Here is a 21,591-nt window from a genome sequence, read left to right as displayed (position 1 = left end):
ACTTAACTGCTTACTGCCAATTGAAAACTGTCAACTCCAAGCTTCTATAAACGATTGCTACGTTGTCTTAACAAATGATCTGCTAAAACTAGGGCTGCCATCGCTTCTACAATAATTACAGCTCTAGGGACAACACATGGATCATGACGGCCTTTACCTTTAATTTCGGCAGCTTCGCCAGCAGCATTAATAGTTTGCTGATTGTGCATAATTGTGGCTACAGGTTTAAAAGCTGTAATGAAAGTAATGTCCATTCCGTTTGAAATACCGCCTTGTACACCGCCAGAATAATTAGTTAGTGTTTTGGGTTTTTCTCCTGTAAGGAAAATATCATTATGTTTCGAACCTCTCATTTCACTCCCTGCAAAACCAGATCCGTATTCGAAGCCATGTACTGCATTTATACTTAACATGGCCTTGCCTAAGTCAGCATGTAATTTATCAAAAACCGGCTCTCCTAATCCAACTGGACAATTTTTAATGATGCATCCAACTTTTCCGCCAACAGTATCACCATCTTTACGTACAGAATCTATAAAGTCTATCATTTGGTTAGCTGTGGCAGGATCAGCACAACGTACAATGTTTTCCTCTCTTATAACTAGTGCTTCAACCAAATTATTAGAGTTAAAGTTTGGTGCATTAATTTGCCCTACTGCTGTTACATGCGCAAAAATTTCAATGCCATATTCCTTTAATAATAGTTTCGCAATTGCTCCGGCAGCTACACGAGCTGCGGTTTCACGGGCAGATGAACGACCACCGCCACGATGATCGCGAATACCATATTTTGCATCATAAGTATAATCTGCATGAGAGGGGCGATAAACATCTATATTATGTCCGTAATCTTTAGAGCGCTGGTCTTCGTTAGGAATTAACAAGCTGATAGGTGTTCCTGTGCTTTTACCTTCAAACGTACCTGATAGAATTTGAACAATGTCACTTTCTTTACGCTGGGTAGTTATTTTAGATTGGCCGGGCTTGCGTTTATCCAATTCTGATTGAATAAAATCAATATCAATTGATAATCCAGCCGGACAGCCATCAATAATTACACCAATTGCTACACCATGAGATTCTCCAAAAGTGGTGATTTTAAATAATTTACCGAATGAATTGCCTGCCATGCTAATTTTAGATTTATGATTTTAGATTTACGATTTGAGGCTTACTCAAATTAAATCCAATAATATTTTAAGATTAAATTCTACTTATTTGCTCTTTGTTCCTTTATCCTTGATCATTTACTGAAAAGCCTGCTTTCCCTAAGTCATCCCAAAAGTAAGGATAAGATTTTTCTACCACTTGTTTTTCTTCAATTTCTACTGCTGCAATTTTTAAAGCTAAAGGAGCAAAAGCCATTGCCATTCTATGGTCTTCGTAAGTGCTAATGGTAATTTTCTCTGGGAAATGTAAACCAGAGCAATCTAACTTATAACTTAAGTTTTTTTCGATGAATTTCACGCCAATTTTAGCCAATTCAGTTTGTAGCGCTAAAACACGATTGGTCTCTTTAATTTTTAAAGTTTCTAATCCTGTAAAAGTAGCATCATGACCCAACGCTGCGCAAATAACTACAATGGTCTGCGCTAAATCAGGACATTCTTTTAGGTCAAATATTTTTCGTTCTACAATTTTCGGTTCTTTTTTAAGAAAGACTCCTCCATTTTTAAATTGAGAGGTAATTCCAAAATTGGCCATAATTTCAGTGATCTTGCTATCGCCTTGTAAGCTATAACCATTTAATCCTGGTAAGAAAATAGAAGCTTCATCAGCTAATGCTGCAATCGCATACCAATAAGAAGCAGCGCTCCAGTCTGGCTCTACATAAAGTTTAGCGGTGCTAAAAGACTGAGGATTGATGGTAATTGTATTTTCATTCCAATCATTGCTAATACCTACCTGTTCTAGCATGGCTAAAGTCATCTCTACATAGGGTTTCGATGTCAATTCGCCTTCAATTTCTAATGTTAGTCCTAATGGGAGAGAAGGAGCTATCATGAGCAAAGCCGAAATATATTGGCTACTGATATCACCTTTTATTTTAACGTTTTTATCAGTTTGTTTAAAAGGACCAAGAATTTGCAAAGGAGGGAATCCTTCATTTTCTTTGTAAGAAATATTCCCTCCAATGCTTTTTAAAGCTTCGGCCAAAATCCCAATGGGCCGTTGTTTCATTCTTTCAGTTCCAGTTAAGGAAAATTTACCATTTTGAATAGCTAAAAAAGCTGTTAAAAATCGCATTGCAGTACCTGCAGGGCCTACATCAACTGTAGTATACTGATCTGCAAGTTCTTTTTCAGAATTAAGACGTGTTAGTATTTGATTTAAAGTGACGGTATCGGCAGCTACGGATAAGTTTTCTACGCTAACTGAACCTTTACTTAGTGCACTGATAATTAAAGCCCTATTGCATTCGCTTTTAGACCCTGTTAGCTTTATTTCTGTATCAATCTGTTTGTTCCCTTTAAAAGAAAGCAATACGTTTTTAGACATGTTTTTTAGTTCAATTGTTCATTGGTTCAAAGTTCATTAGGTAAATCTACCTTGAAATATTAAACCTAAACTATGTATTTATTAATTCGTTATTAATTAGCTCACAAGGTTGCCACAGCTGTAGCAATGAACCAATGAGCTAATGAACCAATTACTTATTTCGTTTCTGTGTGTGCCTCAGCTGCAATTCCTGCTTCAACTTTTCCAGCATTCATAATTTCAGTTTGTCTGCGGATAGATTCTCCGTGAACCAATTCTAAAAATTTCTCTGTAAAGTTTACATCTAATTTTAAGGCCTTAGCAAAAGAAGTACGTTTTTGCATAATCTCATCCCAACGGTTAACCTGTAAAATAGTTACTTGGTTATCTCTTTTAAATTCGCCAATTTTTTGAGTAATGCTCATTCGCTCGGCTAATTTTTGAAGTACCAAGTCATCGATTTTATCAATTTCTTTTCTCAAATCGGCTAATTTATCAGTAAATTCTTCATTTTTAGATTCAGGCTGACGTAAAGTAAATTTACTTACCATTTCTGCCAAAGCAGCTGGAGTAACTTGTTGTTTTGCATCTGTCCAAGCTACTGAAGGATCTAAGTGAGATTCGATCATTAGGCCCTGCATATCTAAATCTAATGCTTTTTGAGAGATGTATGGAATTAACTCACGGTTACCGCAAATATGACTTGGATCATTGATGATTGGTAATTCTGGACATAAGGTTTTTAATTGAATGGCAAGTTCCCACATCGGTTCGTTACGAAAAGCACTTTTCTCGAAAGATGAGAATCCACGATGAATAGCACCTAATTTAGTAATACCAGCTTTGTTGATACGCTCTAAAGCACCAATCCATAGTTGTAAATCAGGATTTACTGGGTTTTTAACCAATACCGGAATATCAACTCCTTTTAATGCATCAGCAATTTCTTGAACTGTAAATGGGTTTACAGTAGAACGAGCACCAATCCATAGGATGTCTACACCTGCAGCCAAAGCTTCTTCTACGTGTTTTGCATTTGCAACTTCAACAGCTGTTGGTAAACCAGTTTCTGCTTTTGCACGTTTTAACCATTCTAAACCTATGCTTCCAATACCTTCAAACTCACCCGGACGTGTACGTGGTTTCCAGATACCAGCTCTTAAAACGCTAACTTTTCCAGTTGCTTTTAATAAATGAGCAGTTGATAACAATTGGTCTTCAGTTTCTGCACTACATGGTCCAGAGATTAATAAGGGTTCGTTTTTGATGTTGATCCAGCTATCTAAAGGTTGGATGTTTAATTGTAATTTCATTTTTTTGGGATTTGTATGTAAGTATTTAGTATATAGTAATTAGTATTTAGAAATGTCTTTCGGACTGTTTTAAACGTTATCGTTCTTCTGGTATTCGCCCATAATGTTAAAGTTTACAGTATATTTTAATGCTCTGCGAATGGCTGTGTCATAGTTTTCCATATTTGGCCATTCCATGTCAACGTAAAAGTAATATTCGTTTCTTTTACCCAATACAGGCATAGATTGTATTTTGGTTAAGTTTACGTTTAGTTCTGCAAAGATGTTTAGCACCTTAGAAAGTGCACCAACATGATTGCCCACCTGAAAACAAATAGAGGCTTTATTGATTTCTTTGGTATCTTCTATTTTCTCTTTTTGTAGGATTAAAAAACGGGTATAATTTTTCTTGTTTGATTCTATTCTACGTTCGATGATGTCTAATCCATATAATTCTGCTGCTAAAGTATTGGCAATGGCCACAGTATCAGTTAATTGTTCATCTCTAATTTTCTTTGCGCAGGCAGCGGTATCATTACTTTCAATGACTTGAATATTTGGGTAGTCATCAAAGAAATCAACACATTGTCTAATTGCGATAGGGTGAGAGGTGGCAAACTTAATATCTTTAAACTTAACTCCAGGTAAAGCCATTAGATGTAGTTGAATTGGCAAGTACACTTCGCCACTAACTGCAAAATTATATTCTCTAATTAAAGTGTAGTTAGGTAATAAGCTACCAGCGATAGAATTTTCTATTGCCATAACCACAAAGTCTGCTTTTCCATTTTCTAAAACATCACAGGTTTGTTTAAACGAGTTACATTCTATGGTTTCAATATCTCTACCGAAAAACTTAAATGCAGCTTCTTCGTGAAATGATGCTTTGATACCTTGTATAGCTACTCTTATTTTTTTTGTTTTCATTTGTGCGTTAGCGTTAAACAAAAAAAGTCCCGGCTGTGGGCCGGGACTTTTTATATACATTTAATATTGTTATCTATTTTTTTGCATACTAGCCCCGGCTCTTACTAAAATAGTAGAAGTAACCAAAGTAATATGTGTTTGTTAATTGCATTTTTATTTCTTGTTGACAAATGTACAATTCAGAATTTAATTTGTCAATAGCTAAATGAAAATAATTTAAACAAAATTAAATTTCATATAAAATCTTATTTGTAGGCATTCTTTTGCACCCATGCCTGCACCCCTGTTTTAGTAAAAGATGAAGTTGGATTAAAATACACATATACGCCTTTATAATCTTGTCCGTTACAACTGTAGAGATAATCAAATGTTAAATAGAAATAAGTTGAACCAGAACCAGCTTGGCCAGTCCATTTTGCTTTTACTTCCTTTAATCCATAATCACATTCTCCATTTCGAGGAATATTCATTTGAACATACAGCACATTTTCTTTGCTGATAAATCTTATTGAGCGTTTATCCATATTCATAGCGCCCTTTACTTCAAATTTATAGGAAGTTGAAAAACCAATATCAGCCCAGCCAATATTCGCATTCATCGCATCTGCAATTTCTTTTGCCGAATAGTAGTTTTCAACTGTTGGCGTAATAGTAGGAGTTTGAGTCGGTGTTGTGGTGCTAGATGTAGTGGTACTTGCGGTTTCCTTAAACCACATGGTAACTCGGTAATAATTATCATTGGTAGACATACTATGACCTTTATATTTATAATAGATAAGTTTGCCGTTCCCACTTGCTTTCTCACTAGATTTTACAAATTCACTATTTCCTTTCATTTCGGCGATAGCTTTATAAAACTTTTGGGGAGATGATACAAAATGGACTGATGTTAATTTTCCAGCTTCATAGTTTACATAAAAACTTACATAATCATTTTTCTTATAGATATATGATCCTCCACTGGTATCGTTTTTTTCATATTTCATTCCTTTTTTTTCTAACACAGACCGATGATTGCTATAGGTAAGGATATCTGCATAGTCGTGCAATTCCTCAATAGTAAAACCTTCAGCCAAAACCGCGTATAGATTATCGAAGTCTTGGGCATTGCTTTTTGGAGCAAAAGCAAACAACAGGTAAAAAAAAGCAAGGTATTTAAGGTATTTCATATAGAGCGTTTTTAATATGAAACAAAAGTAGCGGTTTTTACAATACAAAGAATACCTACTTTTTGGTATTCAGTTAATTAATCTTTTGAAAAACAATGCTGGTGTTTCATGGCATCGCAGCCCTGCCATTCGTTTTTAAATCTTAAAATTATATGAATGAGATTACTTCGCTATGTTCGCAATAACGAACATTCTAAGCCTGTTTCAGCTGTTGATTTTCTGACTGAACAGTTTCGCTATCTTTTAAATTTTCTGCATCACGCAATTCCTGCTGCATTACTTTTGCCACTTTTGTACTGCCATCGTGGCTCCAACCTGGTGGGTTTAAGATATACTTTACTTTAGCTATTAATGTTGGTGCTTTTTTAATATCGTTTTTTAAAGCAATAAACTCGTGAAAGATAATGTTAATAGGACCGGTATCTTTTGGTTGGGTAGTTAAGCCATATTTAATTACATCTTGTGGTAGTTCTTCCTGAAAAGTACCAAACCATCTGTCCCATAAAATAAGTACCATACCCATGTTTTTATCCAAATAACGCACATTACTAGCATGGTGAACGCGGTGATGAGATGGGGTAACGAAAATATATTCGAACCAAGGGTGTAATTTACCAACTGCTTGTGTATGCACCAAATTGCCATAAATTTGAGTTACCAGATAGGCAAAAAGAATATCTAGCGCAGTAAAGCCCATAAATGCCAAAGGTAAATAGAAGAAAACACGGTAAAGCGGCTCGAAAACTGTAGAACGGAAACCTGTAGTTAAATTAAAATGTTCTGAAGAATGATGTGTAACATGCATTGCCCAGAAAAAGCGCACATAATGCCCTACAGTATGTAAAAACCAGTATAGAAAATCTTGGGCTAGGATTAAAACTACCCAATAAATCCAAATATTTGAGATTTGAAATAGCCTAAATTGATAACAATATTCTAATAAGAAGAAGGTAGCAGTTTTCATTCCGAGATTAATTACCACAGCTACCGCCATTAAATAAATGTTGGTCCAGGTATCTCTTTTGGTATATATTTTTTTATCATGTAAGTAACTAAAATACATTTCAACCAAGGTTAAAATGATTACAAAACCAAATAAACCACCAACAGAAATATCGCTTCCGGTAAACTTCATGTTATAAGCTATTGTAGTATGTTAAACTGCTTAAAATATCTGCAGTAGTTACGCGACAATTAAATGTACACTTCCCAATTTTATCTAGCAAAGAGAACATAATCTGTCCGTCTTCATTCTTTTTATCACTTTGCATTAACGCTAAGAGCGTATTAAAGCTTTTTTCTTTAATATTATATTTAGGATAAATAGAACAGATGTATTTACTGATATCTGCCAATTCATCTGCTGTTAAATTGCAGTATTTTGCCGATAGATAAGCCTCACAAACCATACCAATTGCAATTGCTTCGCCATGTGTTAAAGGCTTTTTGCTGTTGGTTAATGCATAACTCTCTACAGCATGCCCAATGGTATGGCCAAAATTTAAGATTTTACGTAAGCCTTTTTCTAAAGGGTCTTCGGTAACTACTTGGTTCTTAATTTCTACTGAGCGATAAATTGCCTGAGGTGTGATGTTTTTGTAATCGCTATTTTTTAAACTTTCGTAATAGGCTGCATCTACAATTAAACCATGTTTAATCATTTCAGCAAAGCCAGATAACAGCTCTCTTTTAGAAAGAGTATTTAAAAAAGTGTTTTCAATAAAAACCGCTTGAGGTAAGCTAAAGGTGCCTACCATATTTTTAACATTATCGATATCTATTCCAGTTTTACCACCTACTGAGGCATCAACTTGAGACAATAGTGTAGTTGGGACATTGATAAAATCTATTCCTCTTTTATAGGTTGATGCTACAAAACCGCCCATATCTGTAATTACACCACCACCTAGGTTGATCATTAAACATTTACGATCGGCGCCAAAGTCTAATAAGGTCTTCCAAATGCCTATGCAAAAATCAATATTCTTGTTTTCTTCACCTGGATCGGTTTCAATGATATCGAAATCTTCCAAATCATCCAATAGCGACCTGAAGACTGGAATACACAATTCAGCTGTGTTGGTATCAGCAAAAACAAATATTTTACTATATTTATTTTGGTTTAAAATTTCTATTAAAGGAGTTAGCCCTGTTTCGAAATAAATAAAGTGATCAGCGTTTTTTAATGGTTTCATTATATTACTTCAACTATGTTTCCCATAAAATCAATTTTATCGCCAATACGAACTTTAAGACGTTTTCTATAATCTACTTCGCCATTGTATTTCACTAAACCATCTTCTACAACAGTTTGGGCCTCGCCACCACTTTGAACCAAATCGGTAGCTTTTAACAGTGCAATTAGCGGAATAAATTCGCCTTCTAACTTGAATTTTATCATTATGGTGCAAATTTACAATTATTTATAAAGTGTTTTGCCTTAACAATGGTGGTAATTTATATTTTTGCACTCTTCTGACTAACCAAATCTTTAAAATGGAACTATCGCCCAGAAAAAAAATCAATTTTGACAACACAGAAATCGCTTTTCGTAATAAAACAAATGGTGAATTAAATCAAGCCTACTGGCTTTTTAAAATCATTAGCAGTAACTTTTTAACGAAAGTGGGTCCGCCGATGACTAATTTTTTGTTAAATATTGGTTTTCCGATTAAAGGAGCAATTAAGGCTACCATCTTTAAGCAGTTTTGTGGTGGCGAAACTATTCAGGAATGCGAGCACACTATTGAACAGCTGAGTTTGGGGCATGTTGGAACCATTTTAGATTATTCTGTAGAAGGAGAAGATGAAGAAGAAGTATTTGATTTTACTTGTGAGGAAATCATTAGGACAATTAACAGAGCAGATGGAGACCCAAGAGTACCGATTACGGTTTTTAAAATTACAGGTATAGGCCGATTTGCTTTATTAGAGAAATTAGATGCCAAACAAGAATTAACAACTATTGAAACTGAGGAGTTTGCAAGAGTGAGAGCTCGTTGTGAAAGGATATGTAAGGTGGCATTTGATAAGCAAGTGCCAGTAATGATTGATGCAGAAGATAGCTGGGTACAAGATACAATTGATGAATTGGCTTTAGAAATGATGATTAGATTTAACAAAGAAAAGCTAATTGTTTACAATACCTACCAAATGTATCGCCATGATAAATTAGCTGATTTAAAAGCGGATTACTTAATTGCTAAGGAAACAGGTTTTATTTTGGGTGTTAAAATGGTACGTGGGGCTTACATGGAAAAAGAACGTAAACGTGCTTTAGAAATGGGTTACCCATCGCCAATACAGCCAGATAAGGCAGCTACTGATAAAGATTATGATGAATCATTAAGGTTTTGTGTGAAACACATTGAACAAATTGGTATTGTTTGTGGTACACATAACGAAGAAAGTTCTCGTTTGTTAACAGAGTTGATGGATGAGCACAACATTCCGCACAACCACCCACATGCTTACTTTGCGCAATTATTAGGAATGAGTGATAATTTAAGCTTTAATTTATCTGATGCTGGTTATAATGTAGCCAAATACGTGCCTTACGGTCCAATTACAGCTGTTATGCCTTATTTATTTAGAAGAGCACAAGAAAATACCTCGGTTGCAGGACAAACAGGTAGAGAGTTAGGATTGATTAGTAAGGAGAAAGCCCGCAGGGGTTTTAAGTTGTAAGTTCTACGTTATAAGTGATAAGTTTGGGAGCATAAGCTTCTTTGATTATGAAAACTTATAACGTACTACTTAAAACTTACTACTTTACTTAACTATAAAATAGCCAACTGCCAGCCAAATCAATCCTTTAACCAAAAAGAACATAAAGCCCCAAAAACCAAGCTTTTTGCCCCATTTTTTGATTTTTTCTAGTCTTTCTGGTTTCATTTACATTAAAGGTAATTGTTAAGGACTGTTAGTAAGAATTCATCTCATTAGATTCTTCGCTTCGCTCTGAATGACAAACTATCTCTGAATGAGAAACTAATCTCTGGATGACAAAACTATTATTTAGCCGCAGATTCATAGATTTTAATACAATTTTAATCTGCGAATCTGCGGCTTATTTAACTAATAAAGCACTTTGTATTGTAGCTATACTTTGCGCTCTTCGTGCCTTTGCGGTTAATTTTATAATGAATTGTCATTCCGACTTTGGAGGAATCTATTAGTAAGAGTTTATTCTAGTAGATCCTTTCCCGAAGAAGTCGGGACAAGCTGCTGTGCTCTGGATGACAAATTTGTTTTAGCGTTTAACCAAATCAAAACGGTCAAGGTTCATTATTTTATTCCATGCGGTTACAAAGTCTTTTACAAATTTGCCTTGTGCATCACTACTCGCATAAACTTCAGCAATCACCCTTAACTCAGCATTTGATCCAAATACTAAATCCGCACGAGTTGCAGTCCATTTTGCTTCACCTGTTTGGCGATCTAGGCCTAAATACAACTCCTTAGTTTCATCTGCAGCTTGCCATGCGATATTCATATCAAGTAAGTTTACAAAGAAATCATTATTAAGTGTTTCTGGTTGTTGTGTTAAAACACCATGTTTAGAATTATCGAAGTTGGTATTTAAGGCACGCATACCTCCAACTAAGACTGTTAGTTCTGGGGCAGATAATGTAAGTAGTTGAGCTTTATCTATTAATAACTCTTCTGTAGATGCAACTGTGTTTGATTTTTTGTAATTACGAAAACCATCTGCAATTGGCTCTAAGTGGCTGAATGATTCTATATCTGTCTGTTCTTGTGAGGCATCCATGCGGCCTGGTGTAAAGGGAACACTGATGTTTTGACCAGCATTTGTTGCTGCTTTTTCTATGGCCGCACCACCAGCCAATACAATTAAATCAGCCAATGAAACTTTTTTACCATCGCTTTGTGCATCATTAAATTGTTTTTGGATGTTCTCTAAAACGCTTAATACCTTATCTAATTGAGATGGATTGTTGGACCTCCAATATCTTTGAGGTGTTAAGCGGATACGGGCACCATTAGCTCCACCACGTTTGTCTCCCCCACGGAAGGTTGAAGCAGAAGCCCAAGCAGTAGAAACCAACTGCCCAATCGTCAAATCTGATTCTAATATTTTAGATTTTAATGCAGTAATGTCATTTTGATCTACAAGTGTATGGTTTACAGCAGGAATGATATCTTGCCATATTAACTCTTCAGCAGGTACATCTGGACCTAAATAACGTGCACGAGGCCCCATATCACGGTGGGTTAGTTTAAACCAAGCACGTGCAAATGTATCGGCAAAAGCATCAGGGTTATTTAAGAAATGCCTAGAGATTTTCTCGTAAGCTGGGTCGACCCTTAAGGATAAATCTGTAGTAAGCATAGTAGGTTTATGCTTTTTAGCGGCATCAAAAGCATCTGGGATGATCTCTTCTGCATTTTTTGCTACCCATTGATGCGCTCCTCCGGGGCTTTTGGTCAGTTCCCATTCAAAGCCAAAAAGGTTTTCGAAAAAGTTATTACTCCATTGCGTAGGCGTTTTTGTCCAAGTTACCTCAAGGCCACTAGTAATGGTATCAGGCCCTTTTCCAGTGTTAAAGCTGTTATTCCATCCAAAACCTTGTTGTTCAGTACCTGCAGCTTCTGGTTCTTTACCCACATACTCTGAAGATGCAGCACCATGTGTTTTACCAAAGGTATGACCTCCAGCTATTAATGCTACCGTTTCTTCATCATCCATTGCCATGCGGCCAAATGTATCTCTAATGTCTTTGGCTGCGGCAATAGGGTCTGGGTTACCATCTGGCCCTTCTGGGTTTACATAAATTAATCCCATGTGTGCTGCAGCTAAGGGTTTTTCTAGGTCACGAGAGTGTTTATCGCCATCTGCATCTTCATCAGTAGGCAAAACGCCATGTGCAGCTACACCTGCTGATCCTTTAGAATAACGTTCATCATTACCCAACCAAGTAGTTTCTGAACCCCAGTAAATATCTTCACTAGCTTCCCAAACATCTTCCCGGCCACCGGCAAAACCAAATGTTTTAAAACCCATTGATTCTAAAGCTATGTTTCCAGTAAGGATCAGTAAATCTGCCCAAGATATTTTATTGCCATATTTCTGTTTAATAGGCCAAAGCAAACGCCTGGCTTTATCTAAATTCACATTATCGGGCCAACTATTTAATGGAGCAAAACGTTGCTGTCCTTGTCCAGCTCCTCCACGACCATCACCTACGCGATAAGTTCCAGCACTGTGCCATGCCATACGAATAAACAAACCTCCATAATGCCCAAAATCTGCTGGCCACCAATCTTGCGAATCGGTCATTAGTTTATGTAAATCCTGTTTAAGAGACCCTAAATCTAGGCCTTTAAAAGCTTCAGCATAGTTAAAATCCTTATCCATTGGATTGGTTAAAGAAGAGTGTTGGCGTAATATATTTAGCTTTAACTGTTTTGGCCACCAATCGCGATTTTTTGTTCCACCGTTAGCTGTGTTACTTTTCATACTGCCATTGTGAAATGGGCATTTGCTGATGTCATTAGAATTATCTTCCATATACTGAGTTTTATCGATTGTGAATGCTGATTATAATTAGCATGTTTTGTTTTCCTAAAATTAAGAAAGCCCAACTGTTAAATCAAACTGCTTTTTTCTATGAGCGTATAGGTAAAAGCTATTTCACCTTAAAAGGTTGTTTGCCACTTAATAAATCCCAGAAAAGTATAAAATCACTTATTAAACTATAGCCGGGATATTGAAAGGTTGCAGGTTTGTTCTTTTCGAAAAAGAAATGGCCAATCCATGCAAAACCATATCCTATAAATGGAATGGCTATCAAGAAACGCCAATCATGAAATAATATGGCTGTTATTAGTGCTAGAATTACTAATCCTGTGCCAATAAAATGTAAAACTCTGCTGGTAAGATTTTGATGTTCTGTTAAATAAAAGGGATAAAATTCTTTTAACGATGTAAATCTTTTTTCGCTCATTTTTTTATTTGTTATATTTAAAAATATGAAAAAATATCTACTGTTTTTATTTCTTTTCTATTCTGCTATTGCAAATGCCCAAACTATACTTAAAGGAAAGGTAATTGATGAGAAAACCAAAGAAGAACTATCCGGAATTAGCATTTATATCAACAGTACTACTATTGGCACAATTACAGATAATGAAGGTGAATTTACTTTAACAATACCTTTTAATGGCAAAGTAGAGCTGGTAGTTTCTCATTTGATTTATCAGAAAAAGATGATCTTAATTGATGCCAACAGTAAGGAAACTTTATTAATTGCTTTAAAGCCACAAAATAATACATTAAATGAGGTTGTGATTAAATCATCACGAAACAAAGATGACAACTATAACAAATGGGGATATTTATTCACCAAGATTTTAATGGGAACTGATAGTCATTTTGCCCATAGTTGTAAAATTAAAAATCCAGAAACACTAGTTTTTTATTTCGATAAAGAGACTAATGAATTATCTGTGTTTGCGAAAGAGCCATTGGTTATAGAAAACAGTGTAATGGCTTATAAGGTAAAACTGGATATGGAGAATTTTAAATATGCCTTTAATACAGATGTTTTGCAAGTTAATTATTCTACATTTTTTGAGGAGTTGCCAATTGCTAAAGGGAAGGAAAGAAACGTAAAGGCCTGGCGATATTCTGCATATTATGGATCACAAATGCATTTCATGAGGTCTGTGTATCAGAATAACTTAACAAGAGAAGGTTTTACTTTGTATGCCTATCGAACCATAAAAAATAAAGAAAAGGAGCGTGTAAGTAAAATTATTCAATTAAAAATTGGACAAACATTTGCCGCAAACAACAATCCCAATTATGAGCTTAAAACGCTTTTTAAAGATAGAGATACGGCGGGCTATTATCAGCTTATCATGAAACAAAATGATATTGTTGCTCTTGACACTACAAAAGTTTCTTTGAGAAAATTAGCGGTTTTGGATAGAGAGATGAGCACAGTTAAATTTAATTTCAAAGATACTTTAATGATCAACTATAAGCCTAACTCGCAATCAAAACAAAACATCACGGGTAAAGAAGTGGTTGAAGTGAAAAATTCTCATGGCACCAAAAAAAATGATGGTTTAAATACCTACATGTACTTTATTGAGGATGGAGGAATTAATATCCAAAACAATGGATATTATTCTGAGTTAAGATTATTTATTTATGGTAACATGTCTGAACGAAGGATCTCTCAACTTTTACCTTGGGATTATGAACCTGATAAGCCTAATTTATAGTATTCCCTTTTCTTTTAAAAAATCTTCAAGTTTTTCTGGATGAACATCCATTAACAATGTATGTAAGCCTGCTTTTTTGGCTCCTTCTATATGTTGAGGACTATCATCAATAAATAATGTTTCAGCAGCATTGAGGTTGTTCTCTTTTATCACCTGTTCAAAAATATTAACATTCGGCTTACGCAACTTCATTATTTGAGAGAAATAGGCTTTCTCAAAAAAGTCATCGTAGTTATTGATATTATATCTTTCTTTAATGTGTTTGATGATCCAATCGTAATGAATTTCATTGTTATTACTCAACAAAAAAGTGCGGTATTTCTTTTTCGTAGCTAACAATACATCATGGTTATTGGCCGAAACACCAATTAGTAAACTGTTCCAGGCTTCATCAATTTGTTGGTTGGTTAAGTTTTGGTTGTTAGCTGCATTTCTAATCTCTGCTCTAAATTCTTCTGAAGAAACTCCTGCCATTTCAAAATCATCAAAGATTGGATTTTGATTTCTATGGCCGTAAAACTCGGTAGAATTAGCGATACCTAATTGTAAAAGAGCATCTTGAGTGCGCTTAAAGTTAATCTCGAAGATTACGTTGCCGTAATCGAAAATAATATTTTTAATATTTTCCATAAAATGACTTCCAAAATTCGTTGCAAATATGTAACATTGCACTCGCAAATCCTAACAGGGTTTTCGGGGCCTATAGCTCAGTTGGTTAGAGTAGAAGACTCATAATCTTTTGGTCCCTGGTTCGAGCCCAGGTGGGCCCACAATTAAAAAGCCGTTTTTCGCTAAGAAAAACGGCTTTTTATATTCTTAAGGGCTGTTATCTGAGTGGAATTCTTAAAGGGAATGATAATTAACCACTGCCAACATCAGGGAGCTGTGCAATTGGTACCTATTAAAGGAGTATAAATAACCTGCGACTGGGTAGCATGAAATTTAAAATAACAGCCATTGTTATAATACACACCCTGCATATAACCGTTTAGATAATTATTGGCGTGTTGTAAATCTATTTCTAGTACTTTATTTTGATACAGTAAAGTAATCTGATTATTAAGAATAGTGTGGCCGATATAAGTACGATCTGCACCGAATTTGGTGAGTATACTGTTTACCTGCACCTGTGTGAGTGCTTGCTCTGCCATACCCCTATACCAATATAGGCCAACTGAACCGCTTGTTGCAGTTTTACAATCCTGGGTAGTACAGGTTTTGTTAATCACAGAAATTACGTGTGTATTAAGTTGTGTTACCGTTTGGTTCAATGCCACAACATCGGGGCTGATACCCGCATGTAAAAATAGGGTACTGCCCGATTTTTCAAGTATATTCTTGCTTCTCAGCCACTTGCCCAGCTCACTGTTAGCGTCGTATAACGCTCCGTATGTTTCGCCCATGGTTTGCGCATTAGTTATATACTTGGCATTTACATAACGATAATCGCCTATCATGTTCATAATGTCGTGATTACCGAGTATAAAATGAACCTTGCCACCTGCCGCAACAGCTTCCTGCTCCAGTTTATATATTAGCCAAAGGCATTGTGTTACATATTCGCCTCTGTCAAATACGTCGCCCATTATATAGAGATGTCCTGAACCATAAGACCAATTATAGCTATTGTTAATAATGTTGGCCTTTTTCAGTAACATTATAAATCCATCAATACCGCCTTCTATATCAGAGGTGGCAAAATATTTAGCAGGTAAGGTGGGTGATTCGGCTGGCTCACGGCTTATTAATTGAGGCTTAAGGTTTACGGCAAACGAGTCTCCTCCAGGCAATTCTATATTCAGGTTTACCTGGTCTCGGGTTGCGTAAGTTTGGGTTATGTAACCTCTTTCCCTATTAATGGATTTTACTACATATTGATTGTTCCTGTAAAATACATAGGGACCGTCAGGATCGAATGCGGATGCCACAAAGTTTTTGATAGCACAGTCGAAAGACACATCACTGCTACTGGCATTTTGATTGTGCACTTCAATTGCAATTACATTATCACCGGTATTGAAATGGGATGAAGCAATCTTATAACTAAAGAAATTGTTTTCCTGAGCTGTGGGAATATAGGCACTGGTGCCGGTAGTGTAAGTAATGGTTCCTGTTTGAGGCAATAATGATGTTCTCATCACCTCAGAACCATTAATATAAACTACTGCAGCATCATCATGAATCATAGAAAGAACTACGGAATCCCCTAGGGCGTTTCTATCTGCAATATTAATATGCTTTCTAAAATAATAGGTAATAAACCCTGATTGTAAAACAGTAGCCTCATCGCCATCGCCAAAGCCAAACTGTCCTGATCCTGTATTCCAACTGGCATCATCAAAAGTAGGGGAACGCCAAGCCGATCCCTGGTTAGCACCATTGCTTAGGTACTTCCAGCTTGATCCTGGATCTAGGATAGTTCCTGTTGTGATAGTTCCTGTTGCGAGAGTTCCTGTTGTGGCAGCTTCTTGTTTCAATTTAATTTCGGAAGTGCTGCTTATACTTGACTTTTGACAACTGATTATAGCTAGCGCAATAATAGTCGAACTGACGAATAGCAAACGGTTTTTCATTTTTTTTGATTTAGATAAATGGATAGATGTGAATTTTTTATAGGTTTTTCTAGGCCATAAAAATAGACGTTTCACTTTTTGCAATTTGTCTAAAAGTGTTACGTAATTGTTAAGCACTGTTAATATTCCCGTAACTTTAAAATTATATAGTTCGTTTATTAGGCAATCTGTGATAGATAAATCAGGCAAAAAATGGTCCGTTAAGCTCCAATGAGCCCATAAAAAAAGCATCCAATTTGGGTGCTTTTTTGTTTATTTAGCGCTGAGAAAATTCTTTAATTTTACTATCGCTCTACACTAGTTCCCCCCATCGATTGCCTACGAAATAACAAGCGCCGAGTTGGCCCGGAATCATAGTATTATTAAGATGATTTATGAAGGTTATTAGAAATCGAACAAACTGTTCATATCAGTTTCTAATGCATTAGCGATCTGTTGCAGGATATAACCTGAAACATTAACCCTACCATTTTCAATTCTGCTTAAACTCTGAAAGTCTTTATTTATTAAAGAAGCAAGTTGAACTTGAGTTAGTCCCTTTTTTTCGCGTAAACTTGCTATTTGCTTTCCCAAGTTTTTCTTAAAAAGATCTAAATCATTTGTCATGCTGCAAACTCAAAAGATTTTAAAATAATTAACTAAACGTATTTGTTTAGTTGGTAATGTTTTTTATATTTGATTTAATAATTAGGTATTAATAAGAGTCTCGGCTACCAAATTCTCACAAGTAAAGCCAACGAGACAATAGATTAATGCCTATAGTGATATTTTGCATACTTTTATATGCACTATAGCGCTATGGGCTCTATTGTAAATCCGTTGGCATGGCCGTGAGAAGCCTGGTAGAACGGTATTTAGAGCCCGCTTTAGTGTTCTTTATATGCTTGAGACTCGTACAACCAATACGAGCAATGAAAAAACTAAGCAAAAATGTAAACTCTATTAAAAGCACCTTTTTAAAAGTTGTTAGAGTTAGGCTTGTTTTTTCATTAAGCAATCCCTCAATCTCCCAAAAACAATTGTTTGCACTCATCATTAAAAGTCCTGTTTAAGTTCATAAAAATATAGTGGGCGGCTGTTATGCAGGTTAGGTTAATAGTGGTTAAAAAACTGCTGGATAATTTGCCGCCTACTTTTTTTAATTAAACTTTCTAAACCTACAAATCTACTTATGAAAAAAATAACGATTCTACTCGTATGGGCATTGCTATGCCTAAATTTTAAAATAAAAGCACAAGATTTAAAAGCCCTAAAATTAGGAGATAAAGTGCCTGAAATTTTTTGGCAACAAGAACATTCCGTTTATAAAAACGGGCAAATTGTAAAACAAAACCTAAGTGCGTTTAAAGGTAAACTCCTCATTATAGATTTTTGGGCAACATGGTGTAGTACTTGTTTTCATAAATTCTCTTTTTTAGATAGTCTGCAAAAAAAGAAAAGCAAAAATCTAAATGTATTAATGGTAAACACCACCAAAACAGGTGATGATTTAAGTAAGATTAAGAACAGCATATCAACCTATAGCGAGGGTAAAACCTTTAGTATTCCTACTATTTATGACGATCAATATTTGATGAGTCTCTTTCCACATCAAATGCTTTCGCATTATGTATGGATAAATAAACTGGGAATAGTGGTTGCCTATACAGGCTCAGACTTTGTAAACAGCACCAATATTGAACTGTCCATCGCAAGATTTGCAAAACCCTAAACCTCAAACAAATAAACATGAAGAAATATATTTTATTGATGCTGATGTGCATAGGTATCATCAGTACTAAAGCACAAACATTAAAGGGAAAAGTTATCGAAGCTGGCACCAGTAAACCCTTGCAAAATATCAATATCAAAATTGATAAGCTTAATATAAGTGCAATTACAAATGAACAAGGTGATTTTACTTTCGCACTTAAAAAAGGAGAAGCATTATTAGAAATAACTGGCATAGGATATTTGTCCCAAATTAAAATAATCAGTAGTCCTTATAACGGCCTTTTAACTATAGAGCTCGTTCCAGCTATTAATCAATTAGAAGAAGTAATTGTTAATACAGGTTATCAAAAAATAGCTAAGGAAAGAGCAACTGGAAGTTTTAGTCATATTAGTAATGAAACCTTTAATCAGCAAATAAGTACAGATGTAATGTCTCGGTTGGAGGGAGTTGCACCTGCTTTAAGTGTAGATAGAAGAACTTTGTCTGGGTCTATCATGGTTAGAGGTTTAAGTACTTTAACTGGAGATAGGAGTCCACTCATTATTTTAGATGAGTTTCCTTATGCAGGTGACATTACAAACATTAACCCAAATGATGTAGAAACAGTTACGATTTTAAAAGATGCCGCTGCTGCATCTATTTGGGGTGCAAAAGCTGGTAATGGTGTAATTGTAATTACTACCAAAAAAGGATCATATAATAAAAAAATACAAATTAATGTAAATGCTAGTACTAGTATTATTGAAAAACCAAATTTGAATGAATATAACAATGTAAGTGCTGCAGAATATGTAGACTTAGAAAAGTTTTTATTCAGTAAGGGTTATTATACTAGTCAAGAAAACTCAACTGCAAAAATACCATTATCGCCCGCAGTAGAGTTAATGATTAGTGCTAGAGATGGTAAAATTACTCAAGAACAGCTACAAGTGCAATTGGCTTTTCTTAAAACCCAGGATATAAAGAACAATTATAGCAATAGTTTTTTTAAACAGGCCTTTAATAACCAGTACAATGTAAGTTTAAAAGGCGGTGGCTCTAATATGAGCTGGTATGTGTTTACTGGTTATGATCAAAATAAAAGTGCCTTAGGTGCAGACTATAGTCGCCTCAATTTAAAGTTGGATAATACGATTAAGCTAACCAACAAATTAGAAATTGGCATTTCATTACTTCTAGGTAAAATTTCTTCGAAGAGTGGACGCACAAGTTTCAGCTCTATTACTACCAATAATGGTTCATTACCACCATATACTCAATTTGTAGATGATCTGGGCAACCCGTTAGCTGTAATGAAGACCTATAGAAGTAGCTTCGTTTCTACTTTAGGAGGTGGAAATTTGTTAGACTGGAATTATTATCCATTAACTGATGGCATAAATATGCCGAGTACCAGTGCAAAACTTGATATATTGAGTAATTTAAGGCTTAGTTATACTTTGCTAAAGGGCCTAAAGCTTTCTTTGAACTATCAATATGAAAAAGAAAATACCAATTCAAATTTGGTTTATGGATTAGATAGTTATTATACACGTAACCTGATTAACCAATTTACACAAATTGCTGGCACTGTTACGCGTCCAGTTCCTTTAGGATCCATTAGAAACGATAATCTAAATGTATTGACAGTAAACAACATCAGAGGCCAACTGAACTATGACCACCAATGGAAAGATATTAACTTAAGTGTTTTAGGAGGTGGAGAGTTGCGTGAAGCAAGAACAACAGGTAATGGATCAACCACTTATGGTATTGATGAGAATACTTTGAGAAATGTTTCTGTTGATAATGTAAATCCTTATAAAAGCATTGTAACCGGGTCTAATATCTATATCCCTTACAATAACAATTACGATGGTCTTGTGAATAAATATCTCTCTACATTTATAAACGGTGCTATAAATTACAAAGGCAAATATACTTTATCTGGTAGTGCCAGAAGAGATGCATCCAATTTATTTGGAGTAGCCACCAATGATTTATGGAATCCGTTGTGGTCTATAGGTGCGTCATGGTTAATTTCTGAGGAGGATTTTTTAAAGACTAAGTTTTTACCTTATGCCCGTTTACGTTTAACTTATGGTAGCAGTGGTAATAGCGATTCGAAAAATGCTGCATTTACTACAATTAGTTACACTGGCACCAATGCTTATACTAGAACTCAATACGCTGGTTTCTCTAATTATACCAATCCTAATTTGAAATGGGAAACAGTTAATACATTTAATTTAGGAGCTGATTTAAGATGGTTTAACAATCGTTTAAGTGCCTCTTTTGACTATTATGTAAAAAAATCATTAGACTTAATAGGTGGTGATCCTATAGATTATACTGGTGGCGTGGGTTTTAAAATAAACAGGAATGCTGCTGAAATTTCTGCGAGGGGATTTGACATGGAGATCAACTCGATTAACACAAATGGTGCTTTAAAATGGACTACGAGTTTATTTATGAACTTATATAAAGACAGAGTAGATAAATATTACTTAACTAGTGCTGCTGCTTCCACATTTGTAAATGGTAACAATACCATTAATGGAAATATTGGTTTACCTGTGTATGCCATTTATGCTTACAAGTGGGCAGGACTTAATCCTCAAAACGGAAACCCAAGAGGATATGTGAATGGTGAAATTAGTGAAGACTATACAACAATTACTGGGGCAAAAGCTACTATAGCAGATCTTACCTATTTTGGTACCGCTTTTCCTAAGCTTACTGGAGCAATAGGCAATAGCTTAAAATGGAATGGTTTTAACTTGGATTTTAGAATAACTTATAAATTCGGTTACTATTTTAGAAGAGAGGGTATAGATTATACTTCATTGTACAGTGCTAGAAAAGGGAATGAAGAATATAGCCATAGATGGCAGCAACCTGGCGATGAGCAAAATACAAGTGTACCATCTGCTATTTACCCATCAGTTAGCAACCGTGATAATTTTTATAATTTCTCAGAAGCTACTATCTTAAAGGGTGATCATATTCGTTTGCAGAATATTGGACTGGGTTATGTGTTTTCAAAGCAGGCTATTAAACAATTGTCTTTCCAAAATATAACCCTAAGGATCGTAGCTAATAATTTGGGTATTTTATGGCGTAGCAACACTTATCGCTTAGACCCTGATTATCCTATGGCGGAGCCAACCAAAACCTTCTCATTTAACCTCCAATTTAATTTATAA

The 21,591-nt window shown here is 35.3% G+C and carries 18 protein-coding genes and 1 tRNA gene; 5 read left to right on the top strand and 14 right to left on the bottom strand.

The features are described 5' to 3' along the window. Positions 1-44: 44 nt before the first annotated feature. From aroC to FA048_RS10900, 8 genes are all read right to left on the bottom strand, one after another. Positions 45-1,130, bottom strand: a complete 1,086-nt coding sequence (gene aroC / locus FA048_RS10935; RefSeq protein ID WP_136840751.1) for a chorismate synthase — start codon at positions 1,128-1,130, stop codon at positions 45-47. Positions 1,131-1,233: 103 nt separating this feature from the next. Beyond that, positions 1,234-2,499, bottom strand: coding sequence for a 3-phosphoshikimate 1-carboxyvinyltransferase (gene aroA, locus FA048_RS10930; RefSeq protein ID WP_136840749.1), 1,266 nt, complete (start codon positions 2,497-2,499; stop codon positions 1,234-1,236). A 155-nt stretch (positions 2,500-2,654) separates the two neighbouring features. After that, positions 2,655-3,791: a chorismate mutase gene (locus FA048_RS10925; protein WP_136840747.1), complete on the bottom strand. Its 1,137-nt coding sequence runs from the start codon at positions 3,789-3,791 to the stop codon at positions 2,655-2,657. Between the two features lie 69 nt (positions 3,792-3,860). Then, entirely contained in the window at positions 3,861-4,697 is an 837-nt protein-coding gene (locus tag FA048_RS10920) for a prephenate dehydratase (protein WP_136840745.1), read from the bottom strand. A 245-nt stretch (positions 4,698-4,942) separates the two neighbouring features. Beyond that, the gene (locus FA048_RS10915) at positions 4,943-5,866 is read right to left on the bottom strand and encodes a hypothetical protein (protein ID WP_136840743.1); all 924 of its coding nucleotides are present in this window, start codon (positions 5,864-5,866) and stop codon (positions 4,943-4,945) included. 193 nt (positions 5,867-6,059) lie between these two features. Further along, complete coding sequence (locus FA048_RS10910) at positions 6,060-7,001, bottom strand: sterol desaturase family protein (protein WP_136840741.1); 942 nt, start codon at positions 6,999-7,001, stop codon at positions 6,060-6,062. 1 nt (position 7,002) lies between these two features. Then, positions 7,003-8,061, bottom strand: a complete 1,059-nt coding sequence (gene aroB, locus FA048_RS10905) for a 3-dehydroquinate synthase (protein ID WP_136840739.1) — start codon at positions 8,059-8,061, stop codon at positions 7,003-7,005. Then, entirely contained in the window at positions 8,061-8,267 is a 207-nt protein-coding gene (locus FA048_RS10900) for an RNA-binding S4 domain-containing protein (RefSeq protein WP_136840737.1), read from the bottom strand. The genes aroB and FA048_RS10900 overlap by 1 nt, the downstream gene beginning before the upstream one ends. Positions 8,268-8,362: 95 nt before the next feature. On the opposite strand from FA048_RS10900, the gene FA048_RS10895 reads away from it, so the two are divergent. Then, positions 8,363-9,553 (top strand): proline dehydrogenase family protein, encoded by a 1,191-nt coding sequence (locus FA048_RS10895; protein ID WP_136840735.1) that lies wholly within the window; start codon positions 8,363-8,365, stop codon positions 9,551-9,553. 84 nt (positions 9,554-9,637) lie between these two features. On the opposite strand, the gene FA048_RS20015 is transcribed toward FA048_RS10895, so the two are convergent. The 3 genes from FA048_RS20015 to FA048_RS10880 all read right to left on the bottom strand — a co-directional run bounded on the left by FA048_RS20015 (position 9,638) and on the right by FA048_RS10880 (position 12,834). Continuing rightward, positions 9,638-9,760: an alanyl-tRNA synthetase gene (locus FA048_RS20015; RefSeq protein ID WP_136840733.1), complete on the bottom strand. Its 123-nt coding sequence runs from the start codon at positions 9,758-9,760 to the stop codon at positions 9,638-9,640. Positions 9,761-10,118: 358 nt separating this feature from the next. Next, positions 10,119-12,398 carry a catalase/peroxidase HPI gene (katG, locus tag FA048_RS10885; RefSeq protein ID WP_136840731.1) on the bottom strand — a complete coding sequence of 760 codons (2,280 nt, stop codon included), beginning with the start codon at positions 12,396-12,398 and terminating at the stop codon, positions 10,119-10,121. 118 nt (positions 12,399-12,516) lie between these two features. After that, a complete protein-coding gene (locus tag FA048_RS10880; protein ID WP_136840729.1) occupies positions 12,517-12,834 on the bottom strand; it encodes a DUF962 domain-containing protein in 318 nt (105 codons plus the stop codon). A 25-nt stretch (positions 12,835-12,859) separates the two neighbouring features. On the opposite strand from FA048_RS10880, the gene FA048_RS10875 reads away from it, so the two are divergent. Continuing rightward, positions 12,860-14,119, top strand: coding sequence for a carboxypeptidase-like regulatory domain-containing protein (locus FA048_RS10875; protein ID WP_136840727.1), 1,260 nt, complete (start codon positions 12,860-12,862; stop codon positions 14,117-14,119). On the opposite strand, the gene FA048_RS10870 is transcribed toward FA048_RS10875, so the two are convergent. Further along, complete coding sequence (locus FA048_RS10870; protein ID WP_136840725.1) at positions 14,114-14,749, bottom strand: HAD family hydrolase; 636 nt, start codon at positions 14,747-14,749, stop codon at positions 14,114-14,116. The genes FA048_RS10875 and FA048_RS10870 overlap by 6 nt on opposite strands. Positions 14,750-14,815: 66 nt before the next feature. On the opposite strand from FA048_RS10870, the gene FA048_RS10865 reads away from it, so the two are divergent. Next, a tRNA-Ile gene (locus FA048_RS10865) sits at positions 14,816-14,889 on the top strand. A 105-nt stretch (positions 14,890-14,994) separates the two neighbouring features. Here FA048_RS10865 and FA048_RS10860 read toward each other — a convergent pair. Together FA048_RS10860 and FA048_RS10855 are read right to left on the bottom strand one after the other, a co-directional pair. Beyond that, on the bottom strand, positions 14,995-16,596 hold the full coding sequence (locus tag FA048_RS10860) for a metallophosphoesterase (RefSeq protein ID WP_169306855.1): 1,602 nt from the start codon (positions 16,594-16,596) through the stop codon (positions 14,995-14,997). Between the two features lie 480 nt (positions 16,597-17,076). Continuing rightward, positions 17,077-17,298, bottom strand: a complete 222-nt coding sequence (locus FA048_RS10855) for a helix-turn-helix domain-containing protein (protein WP_136840721.1) — start codon at positions 17,296-17,298, stop codon at positions 17,077-17,079. Between the two features lie 565 nt (positions 17,299-17,863). Here FA048_RS10855 and FA048_RS10850 point away from each other — a divergent pair. Together FA048_RS10850 and FA048_RS10845 are read left to right on the top strand one after the other, a co-directional pair. Then, positions 17,864-18,403, top strand: a complete 540-nt coding sequence (locus FA048_RS10850) for a TlpA family protein disulfide reductase (protein WP_136840719.1) — start codon at positions 17,864-17,866, stop codon at positions 18,401-18,403. Positions 18,404-18,420: 17 nt separating this feature from the next. Continuing rightward, positions 18,421-21,591 (top strand): SusC/RagA family TonB-linked outer membrane protein, encoded by a 3,171-nt coding sequence (locus FA048_RS10845; RefSeq protein WP_136840717.1) that lies wholly within the window; start codon positions 18,421-18,423, stop codon positions 21,589-21,591.

The organism is Pedobacter polaris, assembly GCF_005116505.1.
Lineage (GTDB): Bacteria > Bacteroidota > Bacteroidia > Sphingobacteriales > Sphingobacteriaceae > Pedobacter > Pedobacter polaris.
The sequence above is the reverse complement of the archived record's forward strand: the minus strand, read 5'-3'. Positions and strand labels throughout refer to the sequence as shown.

Bases quoted from the DNA above. Each gene is read 5' to 3' on its own strand.
- FA048_RS10875 (WP_136840727.1), top strand. From the start codon at position 12,860: ATGAAAAAATATCTACTGTTTTTATTTCTTTTCTATTCTGCTATTGCA.
- FA048_RS10915 (WP_136840743.1), bottom strand. From the start codon at position 5,866: ATGAAATACCTTAAATACCTTGCTTTTTTTTACCTGTTGTTTGCTTTT.
- katG (WP_136840731.1), bottom strand. From the start codon at position 12,398: ATGGAAGATAATTCTAATGACATCAGCAAATGCCCATTTCACAATGGC.
- FA048_RS10925 (WP_136840747.1), bottom strand. From the start codon at position 3,791: ATGAAATTACAATTAAACATCCAACCTTTAGATAGCTGGATCAACATC.
- aroC (WP_136840751.1), bottom strand. From the start codon at position 1,130: ATGGCAGGCAATTCATTCGGTAAATTATTTAAAATCACCACTTTTGGA.
- FA048_RS10895 (WP_136840735.1), top strand. From the start codon at position 8,363: ATGGAACTATCGCCCAGAAAAAAAATCAATTTTGACAACACAGAAATC.
- FA048_RS10920 (WP_136840745.1), bottom strand. From the start codon at position 4,697: ATGAAAACAAAAAAAATAAGAGTAGCTATACAAGGTATCAAAGCATCA.
- FA048_RS10845 (WP_136840717.1), top strand. From the start codon at position 18,421: ATGAAGAAATATATTTTATTGATGCTGATGTGCATAGGTATCATCAGT.
- FA048_RS10870 (WP_136840725.1), bottom strand. From the start codon at position 14,749: ATGGAAAATATTAAAAATATTATTTTCGATTACGGCAACGTAATCTTC.
- FA048_RS10855 (WP_136840721.1), bottom strand. From the start codon at position 17,298: ATGACAAATGATTTAGATCTTTTTAAGAAAAACTTGGGAAAGCAAATA.
- FA048_RS10900 (WP_136840737.1), bottom strand. From the start codon at position 8,267: ATGATAAAATTCAAGTTAGAAGGCGAATTTATTCCGCTAATTGCACTG.
- FA048_RS10850 (WP_136840719.1), top strand. From the start codon at position 17,864: ATGAAAAAAATAACGATTCTACTCGTATGGGCATTGCTATGCCTAAAT.
- FA048_RS20015 (WP_136840733.1), bottom strand. From the start codon at position 9,760: ATGAAACCAGAAAGACTAGAAAAAATCAAAAAATGGGGCAAAAAGCTT.
- FA048_RS10910 (WP_136840741.1), bottom strand. From the start codon at position 7,001: ATGAAGTTTACCGGAAGCGATATTTCTGTTGGTGGTTTATTTGGTTTT.
- FA048_RS10880 (WP_136840729.1), bottom strand. From the start codon at position 12,834: ATGAGCGAAAAAAGATTTACATCGTTAAAAGAATTTTATCCCTTTTAT.
- aroB (WP_136840739.1), bottom strand. From the start codon at position 8,061: ATGAAACCATTAAAAAACGCTGATCACTTTATTTATTTCGAAACAGGG.
- aroA (WP_136840749.1), bottom strand. From the start codon at position 2,499: ATGTCTAAAAACGTATTGCTTTCTTTTAAAGGGAACAAACAGATTGAT.